15 protein-coding genes and 1 tRNA gene are annotated in these 18225 nt (G+C 67.9%); 12 read left to right on the top strand and 4 right to left on the bottom strand.

Annotation, left to right across the window (positions count from 1 at the left end; translation table 11 throughout):
• The first annotated feature begins 105 nt into the window (after nucleotides 1-105).
• The 9 genes from IF78_RS0141815 (at nucleotide 106) to IF78_RS0141775 (ending at nucleotide 10688) form a co-directional block, all read left to right on the top strand.
• Nucleotides 106-2385 (top strand): FdhF/YdeP family oxidoreductase, encoded by a 2280-nt coding sequence (locus IF78_RS0141815; protein WP_031487891.1) that lies wholly within the window; start codon nucleotides 106-108, stop codon nucleotides 2383-2385.
• 54 nt (nucleotides 2386-2439) lie between these two features.
• Complete coding sequence (locus tag IF78_RS0141810; RefSeq protein WP_031487892.1) at nucleotides 2440-2928, top strand: hotdog fold thioesterase; 489 nt, start codon at nucleotides 2440-2442, stop codon at nucleotides 2926-2928.
• 156 nt (nucleotides 2929-3084) lie between these two features.
• Complete coding sequence (locus IF78_RS0141805; protein WP_031487893.1) at nucleotides 3085-3957, top strand: trypsin-like serine protease; 873 nt, start codon at nucleotides 3085-3087, stop codon at nucleotides 3955-3957.
• 154 nt (nucleotides 3958-4111) lie between these two features.
• Nucleotides 4112-4903, top strand: coding sequence for a hypothetical protein (locus tag IF78_RS50580; protein ID WP_031487894.1), 792 nt, complete (start codon nucleotides 4112-4114; stop codon nucleotides 4901-4903).
• A 107-nt stretch (nucleotides 4904-5010) separates the two neighbouring features.
• Nucleotides 5011-6240, top strand: a complete 1230-nt coding sequence (locus tag IF78_RS0141795) for a branched-chain amino acid ABC transporter substrate-binding protein (RefSeq protein WP_031487895.1) — start codon at nucleotides 5011-5013, stop codon at nucleotides 6238-6240.
• Nucleotides 6241-6391: 151 nt separating this feature from the next.
• Entirely contained in the window at nucleotides 6392-7321 is a 930-nt protein-coding gene (locus tag IF78_RS0141790) for a branched-chain amino acid ABC transporter permease (RefSeq protein ID WP_031487896.1), read from the top strand.
• A 4-nt stretch (nucleotides 7322-7325) separates the two neighbouring features.
• Nucleotides 7326-9110, top strand: a complete 1785-nt coding sequence (locus tag IF78_RS0141785) for a branched-chain amino acid ABC transporter permease (protein ID WP_031487897.1) — start codon at nucleotides 7326-7328, stop codon at nucleotides 9108-9110.
• Nucleotides 9111-9114: 4 nt separating this feature from the next.
• Complete coding sequence (locus tag IF78_RS0141780; protein ID WP_031487898.1) at nucleotides 9115-9975, top strand: ABC transporter ATP-binding protein; 861 nt, start codon at nucleotides 9115-9117, stop codon at nucleotides 9973-9975.
• A complete protein-coding gene (locus IF78_RS0141775) occupies nucleotides 9972-10688 on the top strand; it encodes an ABC transporter ATP-binding protein (RefSeq protein WP_031487899.1) in 717 nt (238 codons plus the stop codon). Before IF78_RS0141780 ends, IF78_RS0141775 begins: the two co-directional genes overlap by 4 nt.
• A gap of 78 nt (nucleotides 10689-10766) precedes the next feature.
• Here the strand turns inward: IF78_RS0141775 and IF78_RS0141770 are convergent, their stop codons facing one another.
• Entirely contained in the window at nucleotides 10767-11423 is a 657-nt protein-coding gene (locus IF78_RS0141770) for an ANTAR domain-containing response regulator (protein ID WP_031487900.1), read from the bottom strand.
• A 95-nt stretch (nucleotides 11424-11518) separates the two neighbouring features.
• On the opposite strand from IF78_RS0141770, the gene IF78_RS0141765 reads away from it, so the two are divergent.
• Together IF78_RS0141765 and IF78_RS0141760 are read left to right on the top strand one after the other, a co-directional pair.
• Nucleotides 11519-11601 (top strand) — tRNA-Leu (locus IF78_RS0141765).
• Nucleotides 11602-11689: 88 nt separating this feature from the next.
• The gene (locus IF78_RS0141760) at nucleotides 11690-12475 is read left to right on the top strand and encodes a hypothetical protein (RefSeq protein ID WP_031487901.1); all 786 of its coding nucleotides are present in this window, start codon (nucleotides 11690-11692) and stop codon (nucleotides 12473-12475) included.
• Nucleotides 12476-12527: 52 nt separating this feature from the next.
• Here IF78_RS0141760 and pyk read toward each other — a convergent pair whose 3' ends face one another.
• Both pyk and IF78_RS0141750 read right to left on the bottom strand, forming a co-directional pair.
• Entirely contained in the window at nucleotides 12528-13964 is a 1437-nt protein-coding gene (gene pyk, locus IF78_RS0141755; RefSeq protein ID WP_031487902.1) for a pyruvate kinase, read from the bottom strand.
• Nucleotides 13965-14116: 152 nt separating this feature from the next.
• Complete coding sequence (locus IF78_RS0141750; RefSeq protein ID WP_031487903.1) at nucleotides 14117-14836, bottom strand: SIMPL domain-containing protein; 720 nt, start codon at nucleotides 14834-14836, stop codon at nucleotides 14117-14119.
• 149 nt (nucleotides 14837-14985) lie between these two features.
• Between IF78_RS0141750 and IF78_RS0141745 the strand changes: the two genes are divergently transcribed.
• Nucleotides 14986-16791: a bifunctional metallophosphatase/5'-nucleotidase gene (locus IF78_RS0141745; RefSeq protein ID WP_031487904.1), complete on the top strand. Its 1806-nt coding sequence runs from the start codon at nucleotides 14986-14988 to the stop codon at nucleotides 16789-16791.
• A gap of 34 nt (nucleotides 16792-16825) precedes the next feature.
• Here the strand turns inward: IF78_RS0141745 and IF78_RS0141740 are convergent.
• Nucleotides 16826-18225, bottom strand: a 1400-nt coding sequence (locus IF78_RS0141740) for a lysine N(6)-hydroxylase/L-ornithine N(5)-oxygenase family protein (protein ID WP_031487905.1), incomplete at its 5' end; no start/stop codon positions are given.

Genomic DNA, 18225 nt, shown 5'->3' with positions numbered 1-18225 from the left:
CCACCCCTCACCCTGCCGCCCTCCCCAGCCCGCTCCCCTCGCTGTCCGTCCCGCATGCGAGGATCGGAGACGTACCTCACACGTGTACACAAAGAGGAGTGCGCGATGGCCACCAAGCCGCCCAAGGGTGATCCGGTTCAGGACGCGCCGCAGGTCGCCGAGCCGAAGCACGCGGCTGCGGGGTTGCCGGCCATCGGACACACCCTGCGTATCGCGCAGCAGCAGATGGGTGTGAAGCGCACCGCGCTGACGCTGCTGCGGGTGAACCAGAAGGACGGCTTCGACTGCCCGGGATGCGCGTGGCCGGAGCCGGACCACCGGCACAAGGCGGAGTTCTGTGAGAACGGCGCGAAGGCGGTGGCCGAGGAGGCGACCCTGCGCCGGGTCACCCCGGAGTTCTTCGCCGCGCACTCCGTCGCCGACCTCGCGACCAGGAGCGGTTACTGGCTGGGGCAGCAGGGGCGGCTCACCCACCCCATGTTCCTCGCCGAAGGGGGCACCCACTACGAGCCGGTCACCTGGGAGCGCGCCTTCGACATCGTCGCCGAGGAGATCACCGCCCTCGGCTCCCCCGACGAGGCCGTCTTCTACACCTCCGGCCGCACCAGCAACGAGGCCGCTTTCCTCTACCAGCTCTTCGCGCGTGAGCTCGGCACGAACAACCTGCCGGACTGCTCGAACATGTGCCACGAGTCGTCCGGGTCAGCGCTGACCGAGACGATCGGCATCGGCAAGGGCAGCGTGCTGCTCGAGGACCTCTACAAGGCCGACCTGATCATCGTCGCCGGGCAGAACCCGGGTACGAACCACCCGCGCATGCTCTCCGCCCTGGAGAAGGCCAAGGCCAACGGCGCGAAGATCATCAGCGTCAATCCGCTGCCCGAGGCCGGCCTGGAGCGGTTCAAGAACCCGCAGACGCCGCAGGGCATGCTGAAGGGCGCGTCCCTCACCGACCTGTTCCTGCAGATCCGCATCGGCGGCGACCAGGCCCTCTTCCGGCTCCTCAACAAGCTGATCCTCGAGACGGACGGCGCCGTCGACGAGGAGTTCGTGCGCGAACACACCCACGGCTACGAGGAGTTCGCCGCGGCCGCCCGCGCCGCCGACTGGGACGAGACGCTGACCGCGACCGGCCTCACGCGCGCGGACATCGAGAAGGCCATGGCGATGATCCTGGCCTCGCGGCGCACCATCGTCTGCTGGGCCATGGGCCTCACCCAGCACAAGCACTCCGTGCCGACGATCCGCGAGGTCGTCAACTTCCTTCTGCTGCGCGGCAACATCGGCCGCCCGGGCGCGGGCGTATGCCCGGTGCGCGGTCACTCGAACGTGCAGGGCGACCGCACGATGGGCATCTTCGAGCGGCCCGCCCCGGCGTTCCTGGACGCCCTGGAGAAGGAGTTCGGCTTCGCGCCCCCACGCGAGCACGGCTACGACGTCGTACGGGCCATCCGCGCGCTGCGCGACGGCGAGGCGAAGGTCTTCTTCGCGATGGGCGGCAACTTCGTGGCCGCGACACCGGACACCGACGTCACCGAGGCGGCGATGCGGCGCGCCCGGCTCACCGTGCACGTGTCGACGAAGCTCAACCGCAGCCATGCCGTCACCGGCGCCCGTGCGCTGATCCTGCCGACGCTCGGCCGCACCGAACGCGACCTCCAGGGCAGCGGCGAGCAGTTCGTGACGGTCGAGGACTCCATGGGCATGGTGCACGCCTCCCGGGGCCGCCTGGAGCCCGCGAGCACCCATCTGCTGTCGGAGCCGGCGATCGTCTGCCGCCTGGCACGCCGCGTGCTCGGCGAGGGCAGCCGCACGCCCTGGGAGGAGTTCGAGAAGGACTACGCGACGATCCGGGACCGTATCGCCCGGGTGATCCCCGGCTTCGAGGACTTCAACGCGCGCGTGGCCCACCCCGGCGGCTTCACGCTCCCGCACGCCCCGCGTGACGAGCGCCGCTTCCCGACGGCGACGGGCAAGGCCAACTTCACCGCGGCTCCGGTCGAGTACCCGAAGCTGCCGGAGGGACGGCTGCTGCTGCAGACCCTGCGCTCGCACGACCAGTACAACACCACGATCTACGGGCTCGACGACCGCTACCGGGGGATCAGGAACGGCCGCCGGGTCGTCATGATCAACCCCGAGGACGCCCAGCGGCTGAACATCGCCGACGGCTCCTACGTCGACCTCGTCGGCGAGTGGAAGGACGGCATCGAGCGGCGGGCGCCCGGCTTCCGCGTCGTGCACTATCCGACGGCCCGGGGCTGCGCGGCCGCCTACTACCCCGAGACCAACGTCCTCGTGCCGCTGGACGCCACCGCGGACACCAGCAACACCCCGGCCAGCAAGTCCGTCGTCGTACGTCTGGAACAATCGGCCCCCGACTGAGCGTTTGCTCAGTCGACCTTCACCGACTGAGCACCGACGAACGGAGCCGGACCCATGGGCGAGCAGCAGCACGTGACGTTCCCGCAAGAGGTCATCGACGAGTACGCCGCACTCGGCGTCGACCTGCCGGCCCTGTTCTCCGCCGGACACCTCGGCACACGCATGGGCGTCCAGATAGTGGAAGCGTCCGCCGAGCGCGTCGTCGGCACCATGCCGGTCGAGGGGAACACCCAGCCGTACGGGCTGCTGCACGGCGGCGCGTCCGCGGTGCTCGCCGAGACGCTCGGGTCGGTGGGGTCGATGCTGCACGCCGGCAGCTCCAAGATCGCGGTCGGCGTCGACCTCAACTGCACCCACCACCGGGGCGTGCGCTCCGGCCTGGTGACCGGCGTCGCCACACCGGTGCACCGGGGCCGCTCCACGGCGACGTACGAGATCGTGATCAGCGACGAACAGGACCGGCGGGTGTGCACAGCGCGGCTGACCTGCCTGCTGCGGGACGTCAACCCGGGCGACGGCGATCACATCCGCGCGGCGAGCTGACCGCCCACAGCAGGTACAGCCGACCGCCCACAGCACATACATAGGGAAAACCCTGGAGCGGCGGCCGCGCCCTTGTGGCGGCCGCCCCCGACCGCTTCACTTGCCCCACCCCCCACAGGAGAACACCCACGCTCACCTGCAGAAGGGTCCGTTCTTTTGTCAGCCATACGCGCCACCGCCGTCACCGCCGCGGCCTGTGCGACCGTGCTCGCCACCGCGCTGCCGTCCTCGGCCATCAACTCGTACAACGCGACGCCCGCCCCCGAACGCACCGAAGTCGGCGCCCTCGTCGCCACCTGGGACAACGACGGCGACCCCACGACCCCCGACCGGGTCGACTGGGTCTGCACCGGAACCATGATCGACGCGGACACGTTCCTGACCGCCGCGCACTGCACCACCGACTGGCCCGACAACGTGAAATTCCACGTGTCCCTCGACCAGGACGTGCAAGCCGGCCTCGACGCCGCCGCCCAGAAATACCCCGGCGACCCGGCCGCACAGGCGACCGCCGTCGCCGTCCAGGGCACCGCCCACAACCACCCCGACTACCCGGGCCCCGCCTCCGACACCCACGACATCGCGGTGATCGAACTGCCGGCCACAAAGGTCAGAGCCCGCTGGACCTTCACCCCGGCCACCCTGCCCACCGCAGGCCAACTCGGCGCGCTCCGCCCGCAGGGACTGAACTCCACCGACTGGTTCGTCGCCGGATACGGCACCCAGGAGGCCCAGCGCGGCCCCGGTGGACACACCCACCCCGGCGGCGGCGTCCGCATGAAGGCGCCCGTCACCTTCGACGCCCTCAACGCCACCTGGGTACGCCTGGCCATGACCCAACCGCAGGGCAACGGCGGCGCCTGCTACGGCGATTCCGGCGGCCCCAACTTCGCGGTAATCGACGGCCGGAACATCCTCGCCGCCACCACCATCACCGGCGACGGCCCCTGCTACGCGACCAACGTCACCTACCGCCTGGACACCCCCGGCGCCCGCGCCTTCCTGGCGCCCTTCGTGCAACTGCCGTAGCTCCGGACCGACAGGACCCCGCCCGAAACCCTCGGCACGCGGCACCCCCACGGCCCGCCGCCGCACGGTGGACGAAACCGCCGGCGGCGGGCCCGCCCGGCCCGCTTCCCCGCCCCCACCGCCTCGCCTACCGTTTCCCCATGAGGGTGCAGCCATGACCGGCATCGGGCCCGTCGAACCCGTCAACTCGCCGGAAACGAACGAGAGTCACGACACCATCGGCACCGACGCACCGCACCTCACCGACCGGATCGCCGACCTCTGGGCGGGGCTGACGCCCCGTACCCGCACCGCCGCCATCGCCACCGCCGTCGCCGGCGCGGTCGCCGCCGCAGCCACCCTGATCCCACAGGTCTCCGGCGACTCCGAGTCCCCCGCCCCCGTCCCCTGGCCCGCCAACGTCACCACCTGGCGCTACCTGGGATTCGCCGCACCCCACAACTCCGGTGCCACCAGCGGCCGTTACCACTTCGCCGTCACCGTCGACCACGGCCCGCCCGTCACCCTGAGGATCTCCGGCACCGCCTTCCCCGGGCTCACCGCCCACGCCCTGCCCGAGCCCGCCTTCACCGTGGCCGCGTCGACGACGCGAAAGATCACCGTACGGATATCCGTATCCGACTGTTCGGAACTCCCCCTGAATGCGGATCTTCCCTTTCTCGACGTAACGCTGCGTAACACGCGCGCAATACAGCACCACAGCTTCATCTTCGGCGGCACCTTTTCCCGGGACCTTTCGGTGCTCCTGCACGGAGCCTGCGACCGGGCCGCCGACGGGCCGGGCCCACGGCCAAGCGGAAGTGCGAATTCTCAGCATGTGGACGGAGTGGAAATTCCGCCAAACCGGCCGACAGCCCCCAGGGCCCTTGTCCGCCCTCCACGCCGTCATAACAAGAACGTCACAAGCGAGCTCGCGGCGATGCCACTGTCCGCATACCGGGCTTAGAGTCACGCCCAGTCACCGCTCCAACGGGAGTTCGGTACCAGCGCGGCACCTCACCGTCCCCACCAAGGCGGACGTGACCGCGGAAAGGACTGATTGTGCGACGTTCCTTGGTGATACTTACCTCCGTCCTCGCGACCGGAGCTCTGACCCTCACCGCCTGTGGCTCCCGAGACGACAACGGCGGCGGCGACAGCGCGGGCGGGGACACCACCACCCTGACCATCGGCGTGGACGCCCCCCTCTCCGGTGAGAACTCCACCACCGGCCTCGGCATCCAGTACGGCGCCCAGATCGCCGTCGACGACGCCAACAAGAACAAGCTGGTCCCGGGCGTCACCTTCAAGCTGAAGGCCTTCGACGACAAGGCGCAGCCGGCCACCGGCCAGTCGAACGCCACGTCGATCACCGGTGACAAGACCGCCGTCGGCGCGGTCGGCCCGCTGAACTCCGGCGTCGCCCAGTCGATGCAGCAGGTGTTCGCCTCGGCCAACATGGTCCAGATCTCCCCGTCGAACACCAACCCTGAGCTCACCCAGGGCAAGAACTGGCAGACGGACAAGAAGCGGCCGTTCAAGACCTACTTCCGCACCGCGACCACCGACGAGCTGCAGGGCAGCTTCGCCGCGGACTACGCCATCAACGGCCTCAAGAAGAAGAGCGTCTTCGTCGTCGACGACAAGCAGACCTACGGCGCGGGCCTGGCGAAGATCTTCACCGAGCAGTTCAAGAAGCTCGGCGGCAAGGTCGTCGAGACCGACCACGTCAACACCGGTGACAAGGACTTCGGTTCCCTCGTCACCAAGATCAAGAACTCGAAGGCCGACCTGCTCTACTACGGCGGTCAGTACGACGAGTCCGCGCTGCTCAGCAAGCAGATGAAGGACGGCGGCGTCAAGATCCCGCTGTTCGGTGGCGACGGCATGTTCGCCTCCACCTACATCGAGGCCGGCGGCGCCGCCACCGAAGGCGACCTCGCCACCGCCATCGGCGTCCCCGCCGACACCCTGCCCGCCGCCAAGCAGTTCATCGAGACCTACAAGGCCAAGGGCTACAAGGGCGACTACGGCGCCTACGGCGCCTACTCCTACGACGCCGCGACCGCGATCATCAACGCCGTCAAGGCCGTCGTGGACGCCAACGGCGGCAAGGTGCCCACCGACATGACCGACCTGCGCACCAAGGTCGTCGACGAGGTCCAGAAGTCCGACTTCCAGGGCCTCAGCGGCAAGGTCTCCTTCGACGAGTACGGCGACACCACGAACAAGCAGCTGACCGTCTACCAGGTCGTCAAGGGCGAGTGGAAGGCCGTCAAGACCGGCACCGCCGACCTGAACTGACCCAGGCCCCCCAGCACCGCCACACACGGGCCGCGCGGAAGGAGGACCCCGACCGCGCGGCCCGTTTCCACACCCAGACCCTCTGCACACGTCCGGTGCACAGACCCCGCACCCGAGTGCACACAACCACCTTCCTAATGGAGGCCATGCGGTGAACACCCTGCCGCAGCAGCTGGCCAACGGGCTGCTCCTAGGCTCGATGTACGGGCTGATCGCCATCGGCTACACGATGGTGTACGGCATCGTCCAGCTCATCAACTTCGCGCACGGCGAGATCTTCATGACCGGGGCCTTCGGCGCCTTCACGGTCTACTTCTACATCCTGCCCGACGGCACATCGATGGCGATCGCCGTTCCCCTCATGCTGATCGGCGGTGGCCTCGTCGCCATCCTCATCGCCGTCGGAGCGGAACGGTTCGCCTACAGACCCCTGCGCGGAGCACCACGACTGGCACCGCTCATCACCGCGATCGGCCTCTCCCTGGCCCTCCAGGAAGTCGTCCGCAACTTCTACCCCGGCGCCGACCGCGCCATCGCCTTCCCCGGCCTCGACACCACCCACGACATCGGCTCCGTCACCATCAAGGACGCCGACATCTTCCTCATCCTGGCCGCCGTCGTCTGCATGGCCGCACTCGCGTTCTTCGTCCGCAAGAGCCGCACCGGCCGCGCCATGCAGGCCACCGCACAGGACCCCGACACCGCCCAGCTCATGGGCATCGACACCAACCGCATCATCGTCATCGCCTTCGCCATCGGCGGCTTCTTCGCCGCAGTCGCAGCCGTCGCCTACGGCCTCAAGTACGGCAACATCGACTACCGCATGGGCTTCCTGATGGGCCTCAAGGCCTTCACCGCAGCCGTCCTCGGCGGCATCGGCAACATCTACGGAGCCATGCTCGGCGGCATCGTCCTCGGCATCGCCGAAACCCTCGCCTCCGCCTACATCGACGGCATCCCCGGCATGCAGCAGCTCGGCGGCCAGAGCTGGGCCAACGTCTGGGCCTTCTGTCTCCTCATCCTCGTCCTCCTCGTCAGGCCACAAGGCCTGCTCGGCGAGCGCGTCGCGGACAGGGCGTGATCACATGACCGAGATAGCCAAGACCGCCCCGGCCGCCCGCGGCCTCCTGCCGCTGCCCCTCGCAGCCGCCCGCGCCCTCATCCTGACCGGCGGCATCGCCACCGCCGCCTCCGCCTTCCTCGCCTGGACCTGGACCAGCGAGTTCCCCGGCAACCTCACCATCAACGGCTACCCCGGCGGCCTGCAGTGGCTGACCTTCACCGCCGGCGTCCTCACCGCACTGTTCGCCCTCGCCGCCTACGGCATCAAGGGCCTCGGCTGGCTCCTGCCCGCCAAGAACAACGCACCGCTCTTCCTGAGCGCCCTCGCCGGCTTCGCCGTCACCTGGTACGCCGTCATCGCGATCAGCGTCGAACTCGGCGGCCTCGTCAACCTCGAACCCGGCGGCTACATCGCGGCCCTCGCCTCCCTCCTGCCCGTCCTCGGCGCGCTCTCCCTCCCGGAGCAGCTCGGCGACGACACCAAGGAAAACCTCAAGGCGTACATCACCAAGGCCGAGAAGATCCCCGCACCCCAGCCCCTCGCCCCCTGGGCCGAGCGACTCGTCATCACCGTCGTGACCGCCCTCGGACTGGGCGTCTTCACCTACGGCATCGACACCGAGTACGGCGAACTCTTCATCGGCTACCTCCTCGTGGTCGCCTTCTCCATGTGGGCCCTGCACACCGCGGGACTCCTCGACCGGCTCTCCCGGCTCACCGCCCACCACCGCGGCTTCACCCTCCTCATGGGCTTCCTCGCCGCGATCGCGTTCCCCTTCACCCAGACCAACGACCACTACACCAACATCGGCGTCAACATCCTGATCTTCGCCACGGTCGCCCTGGGTCTCAACATCGTCGTCGGCCTCGCCGGCCTCCTCGACCTCGGCTACGTCGCCTTCCTCGGCGTCGGCGCCTACACCGCGGCCCTGGTCTCCGGCTCCGAGTTCTCCCGGTTCTCCGGCGTCCAGTTCCCCTTCTGGGCCTCCGCCCTCACCGGCGCCGCCGCCAGCCTCGTCTTCGGCGTCCTCATCGGCGCACCCACCCTCCGACTGCGCGGCGACTACCTCGCCATCGTCACCCTCGGCTTCGGTGAGATCTTCCGCATCGCCGTCAACAACATGGACGGCGACTCCGGCCCGGACATCACCAACGGCCCCAACGGCATCCCGTCCATCCCCGACATCAACCTCTTCGGCCTGAACCTCGGGGAGGCCAACGACATCGGCGGGATCACCCTCGGCCGCTTCGCCAACTACTACCTGCTGATGGTCGTCATCATGGCCATCATCGTCCTCGTCTACACCCGCGCCGCCGACTCCCGCATCGGCCGCTCCTGGATCGCCATCCGCGAAGACGAGACAGCAGCCACAGCCATGGGCATCAACGGCTTCCGCGTCAAGCTCATCGCCTTCGCCCTCGGCGCCACCCTCGCCGGCCTCGCCGGCACCGTCTTCGCCCACGTCACCTACAGCGTCGTACCCAACCCCTACCAGTTCGCCGGCGCCGCACCCCCCAACTCCGCGTTCCTCCTGGCCGCGGTCGTCCTCGGCGGCATGGGCACCGTCGCCGGACCACTCCTCGGCGCCGCCCTGCTCTACCTCCTCCCCGAGAAGCTCGTCTTCCTCCAGGAGAAGTCCCTGCTCGCCTTCGGCATCGCACTCATCCTCCTGATGCGCTTCCGCCCCGAAGGCGTCATCGCCAACCGCCGCCGCCAGCTCGAATTCCACGAGACCGGCCAGACCGACGTACCAGACACCACGACGCTGACCGACGAACCGGCCGTCACCACGAAGGCGGGTGCGTGACCCCATGACGACACCAGTACTCGAAGCCCGCGACGTCACCATGCGCTTCGGCGGCCTCACCGCCGTCCGCTCCGTGGACTTCACCGTCAACGAGGGCGAGATCGTCGGCCTCATCGGGCCCAACGGCGCCGGCAAGACAACCTTCTTCAACTGCCTCACCGGCCTGTACGTCCCCACCGAGGGCACCGTCTCCTACAAAGGCACCGTCCTCCCGCCCAAGCCGCACCTGGTGACCAAGGCAGGCATCGCCCGCACGTTCCAGAACATCCGGCTCTTCGCCAACATGACCGTCCTGGAGAACGTCCTCGTCGGCCGCCACACCCGCACCAAGGAAGGCCTCTGGTCCGCCCTCCTGCGCGGCCCCGGCTTCAAGAAGGCGGAAAAGGCCAGCGAGGAACGAGCCATGGAACTCCTCGAGTTCATCGGCCTCGCCGGCAAGCGCGACCACCTCGCCCGCAACCTGCCCTACGGCGAACAGCGCAAGCTCGAAATCGCACGAGCGCTCGCGAGCGAACCCGGCCTGCTGCTCCTCGACGAACCGACCGCCGGCATGAACCCCCAGGAGACCCGCGCCACCGAAGAGCTGGTCTTCGCCATCCGCGACAAGGGCATCGCCGTCCTCCTCATCGAGCACGACATGCGCTTCGTCTTCAACCTGAGCGACCGCGTCTCCGTCCTCGTCCAAGGCGAAAAACTCGTCGAGGGCACCCCCGAGGTCGTCCAGGCCGACGAACGCGTCATCGCCGCCTACCTGGGCGAGCCCTTCGAAGGCGACCCCGGCGAGGCGGAGGCCGCCGAAGTCGAGGCCGCCGAAGCCGCGGCCGACGCGACCAGCACCACCAGCACCAAGGGAGACGCCCAGTGACCGCACTGCTCGAGGTCGAAGACCTCCGGGTCGCCTACGGCAAGATCGAAGCCGTCAAAGGCATCTCCTTCAGCGTCGAGGCCGGCCAGGTCGTCACCCTCATCGGCACCAACGGCGCCGGCAAGACAACGACCCTGCGCACCCTCTCCGGCCTGCTCAAGCCGACCTCCGGAAAGATCATCTTCGACGGCAAGCCCCTCACCGGCATCGCCGCCCACAAGATCGTCTCCCTGGGCCTCGCCCACTCCCCCGAAGGCCGGCACATCTTCCCGCGCCTGACCATCTTCGAAAACCTCCAGCTCGGCGCCTTCCTCCGCAAGGACAAGGACGGCATCGAAAAGGACATCCAGAAGGCATACGACCTCTTCCCCATCCTCGGAGAACGCCGCAACCAGGCGGCAGGCACCCTCTCCGGCGGCGAACAGCAGATGCTCGCCATGGGCCGAGCCCTGATGTCCCAGCCGAAACTGCTCATGCTGGACGAGCCCTCCATGGGCCTCTCCCCGATCATGATGCAGAAGATCATGGCGACCATCGCCGAGCTGAAGTCCCAGGGCACGACGATCCTCCTCGTCGAGCAGAACGCCCAGGCGGCCCTCTCGCTCGCCGACCAGGGACACGTCATGGAGGTCGGCAACATCGTCCTGTCCGGCACCGGCCAGGACCTGCTGCACGACGAGTCCGTCCGCAAGGCGTACCTGGGCGAGGACTGACACCACCCAACCCACGAGAGAGGCCCGCGCCCCCGGTCAGGGGCGCGGGCCTCACTCATGCTGCTTCGCTACGTTACGTCAGCCCTTGCCGGCCTTCTTCTCCTCGGCATCCTGAATGACCGCCTCGGCGACCTGCTGCATCGACATACGACGATCCATCGACGTCTTCTGAATCCACCGGAACGCGGCCGGCTCCGTCAGCCCGTACTCGGTCTGCAGGATCGACTTCGCCCGATCCACCAGCTTCCGCGTCTCCAGCCGCAGCGTGAGGTCGGCGACCTCCTTCTCCAGCTCCTTCAGCTCCGTGAACCGCGAGACGGCCATCTCGATCGCCGGCACGACATCACTCTTGCTGAACGGCTTGACCAGGTAGGCCATCGCACCGGCATCCCGGGCCCGCTCGACGAGATCGCGCTGCGAGAAGGCGGTGAGCATGAGAACCGGCGCGATGCGCTCCTCGGCGATCTTCTCCGCCGCCGAAATACCGTCCAGCTTCGGCATCTTCACATCGAGGATGACCAGGTCGGGCTGGTGCTCGCGGGCAAGCTCGATCGCCTGCTCACCATCACCGGCCTCACCGACGACGGTGTACCCCTCTTCTTCGAGCATCTCTTTGAGATCGAGCCGGATCAGCGCCTCGTCCTCGGCGATGACGACACGGGTCGTCAGCGGAGGCACGTGCGACTTGTCGTCGTCGGGCGCGTCTACGGGCTGGGGCGACTCGGGGGCGGTCACGGGGGCTCCTCGTTCAGGGGCAGGGGTGCTGCTCCCAAGAGCCTACCTAGCTGCGACTAACGATGATGACCCGGTACACTCCTCGGAAGTGCCGAGCCGGGTTGGTGGAACGGTATACACGGAGGTCTCAAACACCTCTGCCTGTGAGGGCTTGCGGGTTCGAATCCCGCACCCGGCACTGCTTGACCAGGAAGCGGATGTCCACGTTCTCGTGAACATCCGCTTTTTGCTGCGCAGCGTCGCGATCACTCACTCAGAGTACTCGCATGAACTTTCACGGTACTGAGGTTCGACAGAGGGTCCTGACGCTGCTGCGCGACGGCGCCAGGAATGCCGACGTGGCCCGCCAGTTCAACATCCCGCTCGGCACAATCGGCTATTGGAAACACGCAGACCGGGCGAAACGCGGAGAGTGTCCAGGACGCACGCCCCCACCGTGCCCACGATGCGACGGCAATCTCGACCGTCCGGCCTATGCCTACCTCCTCGGCCTCTACCTGGGTGACGGCCACATCATCCAGAACCGCGCCATGCGATCGCCCAGCTTGTCCATCACCTGTGACGAGTCGCGTCCAGGACTTATGGACGAGTGCGAGAACGCCATGCGCTCGGTGTTCCCCCACAACGCCGTCTGCCGAGTTCGCCGCAAAGGCTGCCGGGACCTGAAGCTGCACTCCATGCACTTGTGGTGCCTCTTCCCCCAGCACGGCCCCGGCAAGAAGCACGAGCGCACGATCGCCCTCGAACCCTGGCAACAGGAAATCGTCGACGCCCACCCCTGGGAGTTCATCCGCGGCCTCGTCCACTCCGACGGCTGCCGCATCACCAACTGGACGACCCGCATGGTCGGCGGTGAGCGCAAGCGCTACGAGTACCCGCGGTACTTCTTCACCAACGTGTCCGACGACATCCGTCAGCTCTACACGGACACTCTCGACAAGCTCGGCATCGAGTGGACGCACTGCACCCGAAACGGCAACCCGTACAACATCTCCGTTGCCCGCAAAGCCTACGTAGCCCTCATGGACGCCCACGTAGGCCCCAAGCACTGACCCCACACACCAAAGGGCCCCTCCTCAAAGCCGAAGAGGGGCCCACCGCCTGCTACTTGGGACTGTCGTCCTCCCCGATGTGATGCACCCGCACCATGTTCGTCGACCCCGACACCCCCGGAGGCGACCCCGCCGTGATGACGACCGTGTCGCCCTTCTTGCAGCGGCCGTACTTCAGCAACAGCTCATCCACCTGGTCGACCATCGCGTCCGTCGAGTCCACATGCGGCCCCAGGAACGTCTCCACCCCCCACGTCAGATTCAACTGCGACCGCGTGGCCGGCTCCGGCGTGAACGCAAGCAGCGGGATCGGCGACCGATACCGGGACAGGCGGCGGGCCGTGTCGCCCGACTGGGTGAAGGCGACCAGGAACCTGGCGCCCAGGAAGTCGCCGATCTCGGCCGCCGCGCGGGCCACCGCGCCGCCCTGCGTCCTCGGCTTGTTCCGCTCGGTCAGCGGTGGGAGGCCCTTCGCCAGGATGTCCTCCTCGGCCGCCTCGACGATCTTCGCCATCGTGCGGACCGTTTCGATGGGGTACTTGCCGACGCTCGTCTCGCCGGACAGCATCACCGCGTCCGTGCCGTCGATGACCGCGTTGGCGACATCGCTGGCCTCCGCACGCGTCGGGCGGGAGTTGTCGATCATCGAGTCGAGCATCTGCGTCGCGACGATCACCGGCTTGGCGTTGCGCTTCGCCAGCTTGATCGCGCGCTTCTGGACGATCGGGACCTGCTCCAGCGGCATCTCCACGCCGAGGTCGCCGCGCGCGACCATGATGCCGTCGAAGGCGGCCACGATGTCGTCGATGGCCTCCACCGCCTGCGGCTTCTCGACCTTGGCGATCACCGGGAGGCGGCGGCCTTCCTCGTCCATGATCCTGTGCACGTCCTCGATGTCGCGCCCACTCCGGACGAACGACAGTGCGATGACGTCGAAGCCCGTGCGCAGCGCCCAGCGGAGGTCTGCCTCGTCCTTTTCGGAGAGGGCGGGGACGGACACCGCTACACCCGGCAGGTTCAGGCCCTTGTTGTCGGAGACCATGCCTCCTTCGACAACCGTCGTGTGGACGCGCGGTCCGTCGACCGAGGTGACCTCCAGGCAGACTTTGCCGTCGTCGACGAGGATGCGTTCGCCGGGGGTGACGTCGCCGGCGAGGCCGCCGTACGTCGTTCCGCACTGCTCGCGGTTGCCCTCTGCGCCCTCTTCGACGGTGATGGTGAAGGTGTCTCCGCGTTCAAGGAGTACGGGTCCTTCGGTGAAGCGGCCGAGGCGGATCTTCGGGCCTTGAAGGTCGGCGAGGATGCCGACGCTGCGGCCGGTCTCGTCGGAGGCCTTGCGTACGTGCTGGTAGCGCTCCTCGTGGTCGGCGTAGCTGCCGTGGCTGAGGTTGAATCGGGCGACGTCCATTCCGGCGTCGACCAGTGCCTTTATCTGGTCGTAGGAGTCGGTGGCGGGGCCCAGGGTGCAGACGATTTTCGCTCGGCGCATGTTTCGACTCTATGACTTACCGGCGGGTAGAGAATTCGTCCAGCGTGACTACTCAACAACCGTTGCGTGAAGGGCGGTTGACAAGTGTTGAATTGTGCGACGGGGTGCTCCGATGAGCGTTCGAAACACCCCGTCAGGGTGAACCGGGATATTCACAGCCGGGGTGGCGTCATGGTGAATCGGGCGTTCACTTGGGCGTAGACGTGTTGGCGTTCGGGTTCGAGATCGAGGGGGGCGGCTGCGGATTCCTCCGCGGCGGCGCCGTAGGCCATGGAGCGCATTCGGCTGCCGGGGGCCTGTGGATAGGCGGGGGTGTTCTCCGCGCCGATGTCGGCGAGTTCCACCAGCGCGGCCAGGGTGCTTCCGAGCGCTTCGGCGTACTCCCGCGCGCGCTGTACGGCTTCCCGTACTGCTTGTTGCCTCGCCTCGCGGTGGGCGGGTGAGTCGGGGCGCAGGGCCCACCAGGGGCCGTCGACGCGGGTGAGGTCCAGGTCGGCGAGGCGGGTGGTGAGTTCGCCGAGGGCGGTGAAGTCGGTGAGTACGGCGGTGATGTGGACGCGGCCGTGGTAGGCGTGGACGCGTTCGCCTCGGCCTTTGTCCTTGAGTTCGGGGCTGATGGAGAAGGCGCCGGTTTCGAGTCGCTCGACGGCGTCGCCGTAGGTTTTGATGAGGTCGAGGACGGTGGTGTTGCGGCGGGTGAGGTCGTCGAGGGCGGCACGGCGGTCTTTGCCGCGGGAGGCGACGGTGACGCCGATGCGGGCGATTTCCGGGTCGACCTCGAGGCGGGCCTCGCCGCGGACGGCGATGCGGGGGGCGTCGGGGGTGCCGTAGGGGACGGCGGGCTGTGGGTCGTCGGGCGCTGGGCTGGTCATACGTCCCACTCTGTCACTCATTGACTGGTTGGGGACCGGGAGTTCACGGCTTCGGTCATCAGATCGAAACCTGCGGGGTCTGTTGCTTCTCGCCATGCCCAGGTCAGAATCTACGCGCGTTGTTGACCATTCCCCCAGGAGAAGCACTCATGCCGTTGGACCGCCGGAAGTTCCTGAAGAAGTCCGCCGTGACCGGAGCGGGGGTGGCGATCGCCGGTGCGGCGGCGGCTCCGGCGGCGCAGGCTGCCGAGGCCGCGGCGGCGAAGAAGCCCGCCAAGCGCTACTCGCTGACGGTGATGGGCACCACCGACCTGCACGGCAACATCTTCAACTGGGACTACTTCAAGGACGCGGAGTACGCGGATGCCAAGGGCAACGCGAAGGGTCTGGCGCGGGTCTCGACGCTGGTGAGCCAGGTCCGTGCGGAGAAGGGCCGCTGCAACACGCTGCTGATCGACGCGGGCGACACGATTCAGGGCACGCCGCTGACGTACTACTACGCGAAGGTTGACCCGATCACCGCGGAGGGGGGTCCGGTCCACCCGATGGCCGCGGCGATGAACGCCATCGGCTATGACGCGGTGGCGCTGGGCAACCACGAGTTCAACTACGGCATCGAGACGCTGCGGAAGTTCGAGGACCAGTGCGACTTCCCGCTGCTCGGTGCGAACGCGCTGGACGCGAAGACCCTCAAGCCGGCGTTCCCTCCGTACTTCATCAAGAAGTTCCGCGTGCCGGGTGCCCCGCCGGTGAAGGTCGCGGTCCTCGGTCTGACCAACCCGGGTATCGCGATCTGGGACAAGGCGTACGTCGAGGGCAGGATGGTGTTCCCGGGTCTGGAGGAGCAGGCCGCGAAGTGGGTGCCGAAGCTGCGGTCGATGGGCGCGGATGTGGTGGTCGTCTCGGCGCACTCCGGTTCGTCGGGGACCTCCTCGTACGGTGACCAGCTGCCGTACATCGAGAACTCCTCCGCGCTGGTGGCGCAGCAGGTGCCGGGGATCGACGCGATCCTGGTCGGGCACGCGCACACGGAGATCGCGGAGCTGCTGGTCACGAACGAGAAGACGGGCAAAACGGTCGTGCTGTCGGAGCCGCTTTGCTATGCCCAGCGGCTGACGCTGTTCGACTTCGAGTTGGTCTTCGAGAAGGGCCGCTGGACGGTCGAGTCGGTGAAGGCGACGGTGCGGGACTCGAAGACGGTCGCCGACGACCCGAAGATCACCAAGCTGCTGAAGGACGACCACGACGTCGTCGTGGAGTACGTCAACCAGGTCGTCGGAACGGCGACCGAGAAGCTGACGACGGTCGAGGCCCGCTACAAGGACGCCCCGATCATCGACCTGATCACCAAGGTCCAGGAGGACGTGGTGAGGGCGGCGCTGGCGGGCACGGAGTACGCCTCGCTGCCCGTGATCTCGCAGGCGTCGCCGTTCTCCCGTACGTCGGAGATCCCGGCCGGCGATGTGACGATCCGGGATCTGTCGAGCCTGTACGTGTACGACAACACGCTGGTCGCGAAGCTGATGACGGGCGCGCAGATCAAGGCGTACCTGGAGTATTCGGCGGAGTACTTCGTGCAGACGGCCGCCGACGCGGCTGTCGACGTGGAGAAGCTGACGAACGCGAACAACCGCCCGGACTACAACTACGACTACGTGTCGGGGCTGTCGTACGAGATCGACATCGCCCAGGCGGCGGGTTCGCGGATCCGGAACCTGTCCTACAACGGTGCCGCGCTGGACGACGCTCAGAAGTTCGTGTTCGCGGTGAACAACTACCGGGCCAATGGTGGCGGGGCGTTCCCGCATGTGGCGTCGGCTCAGGAGTTGTGGTCGGAGTCGACGGAGATCCGGACCCGGATCGCGGAGTGGGTGACCGCTAAGGGTGTGCTGGACCCGAAGGAGTTCGCGTCGGTGGACTGGAAGCTCACGCGGAACGGCACGCCGGTGTTCTAGGACGCCGTGGCTGTCTTGCAAGGGGTGAGGGGCCTCAGATCCCGTCCATGAGTGGTGTCAGTGCCTTCGGCTGACGCGCTCGCGGGATCTGGGGCTCTTGCTGTTGCAGGCCGAAGGTGGTGAAGGCGGTGCGGGTGGGGAGGGGGTAGGGCTCCTTGCCGGTGAGGGAGTTGAGGATGCCGGCGCTGCGCCAGGCCGCGAGGCCGAGGTCGGGGGTGCCGATGCCGTGGGTGTGGCGTTCGGCGTTCTGGACGTAGATGTTGCAGCCGGAGCCGGTGACGGTGGGGTCCATGACCAGGCGGTTCTGGTCGTCGATGCGGGGGCGTTCCTGGCTGTCGCGGCGCAGGTAGGGGTCGAGGCCGGCGAGGATGCAGTCGAGGGAGCGTTCGCGGTAGCCGGTGGCCAGGACGACGGCGTCGGTGGTCAGGCGTGAGCGGGTGTTCTGGTGGACGTGTTCCAGGTGGAGTTCGACCTTGGTGGTGGCGATACGGCCGCCGGTGCGGACGCGGACGCCGGGGGTGAGGACGACCTCGGGCCAGCCGCCGTGCAGGGTGCGGCGGTAGAGCTCGTCGTGGATCGCGGCGAGGGTGTCGGCGTCGATGCCCTTGTGGAGTTGCCACTGGGAGGCGAGGAGCTTGTCGCGGACGGGTTCGTCGAGGGCGTGGAAGTAGCGGGTGTAGTCGGGGGTGAAGTGCTCCAGGCCGAGCTTGGAGTACTCCATGGGTGCGAAGGCCCCTGTGCGGCCGAGCCAGTGGAGCCCTTCGCGTCCGGTGGGGCGGCGGCGGAGGAGGTCCAGGAAGACCTCGGCGCCGGACTGTCCGGAGCCGATGACGGTGATGTGCTCGGCGGCGAGGAGTCTGTCGCGGTGGTCGAGGTAGTCGGCGGCGTGGATGACGGGGACGGTGGGTGCCTCGACGAGGGGCCTGAGCGGGTCGGGGACGTAGGGCTCGGTGCCGACGCCGAGGACGATGTTGCGGGTGTGGGTACGGCCGAGCGCTTCGGCGTCCCCGTCCGGGTCGAGTTGGGTGAAGTCGACCTCGAAGACGTCGCGTTCGGCGTTGAAGCGGACGGCGTCGACCTGGTGGCCGAAGTGCAGTCCGGGGAGGTTCTCGCAGACCCAGCGGCAGTAGGCGTCGTATTCGGCGCGCTGGATGTGGAAGCGCTCGGCGAAGTAGAAGGGGAACAGCCGGTCGCGGGTTTTGAGGTAGTTGAGGAAGGACCAGGGGCTGGCGGGGTCGGCGAGCGTGACCAGGTCGGCGAGGAAGGGGACCTGGATGCGCGCGCCGTCGATGAGCAGGCCGGGGTGCCAGGAGAAGGCGGTGCGTTGCTCGTAGAAGACGGCGTCGAGTTCGGCGAGGGGGTGGGCGAGGGCGGCGAGGGAGAGGTTGAAGGGGCCGATGCCGATGCCGACGAGGTCGCGGGGGGTGTCGGGGT

This window comes from Streptomyces bicolor (genome assembly GCF_000719285.1).
In the GTDB taxonomy this organism is placed as follows: Bacteria; Actinomycetota; Actinomycetes; order Streptomycetales; family Streptomycetaceae; genus Streptomyces; species Streptomyces bicolor.
This window is presented reverse-complemented; position numbering and strand designations above follow the sequence as displayed.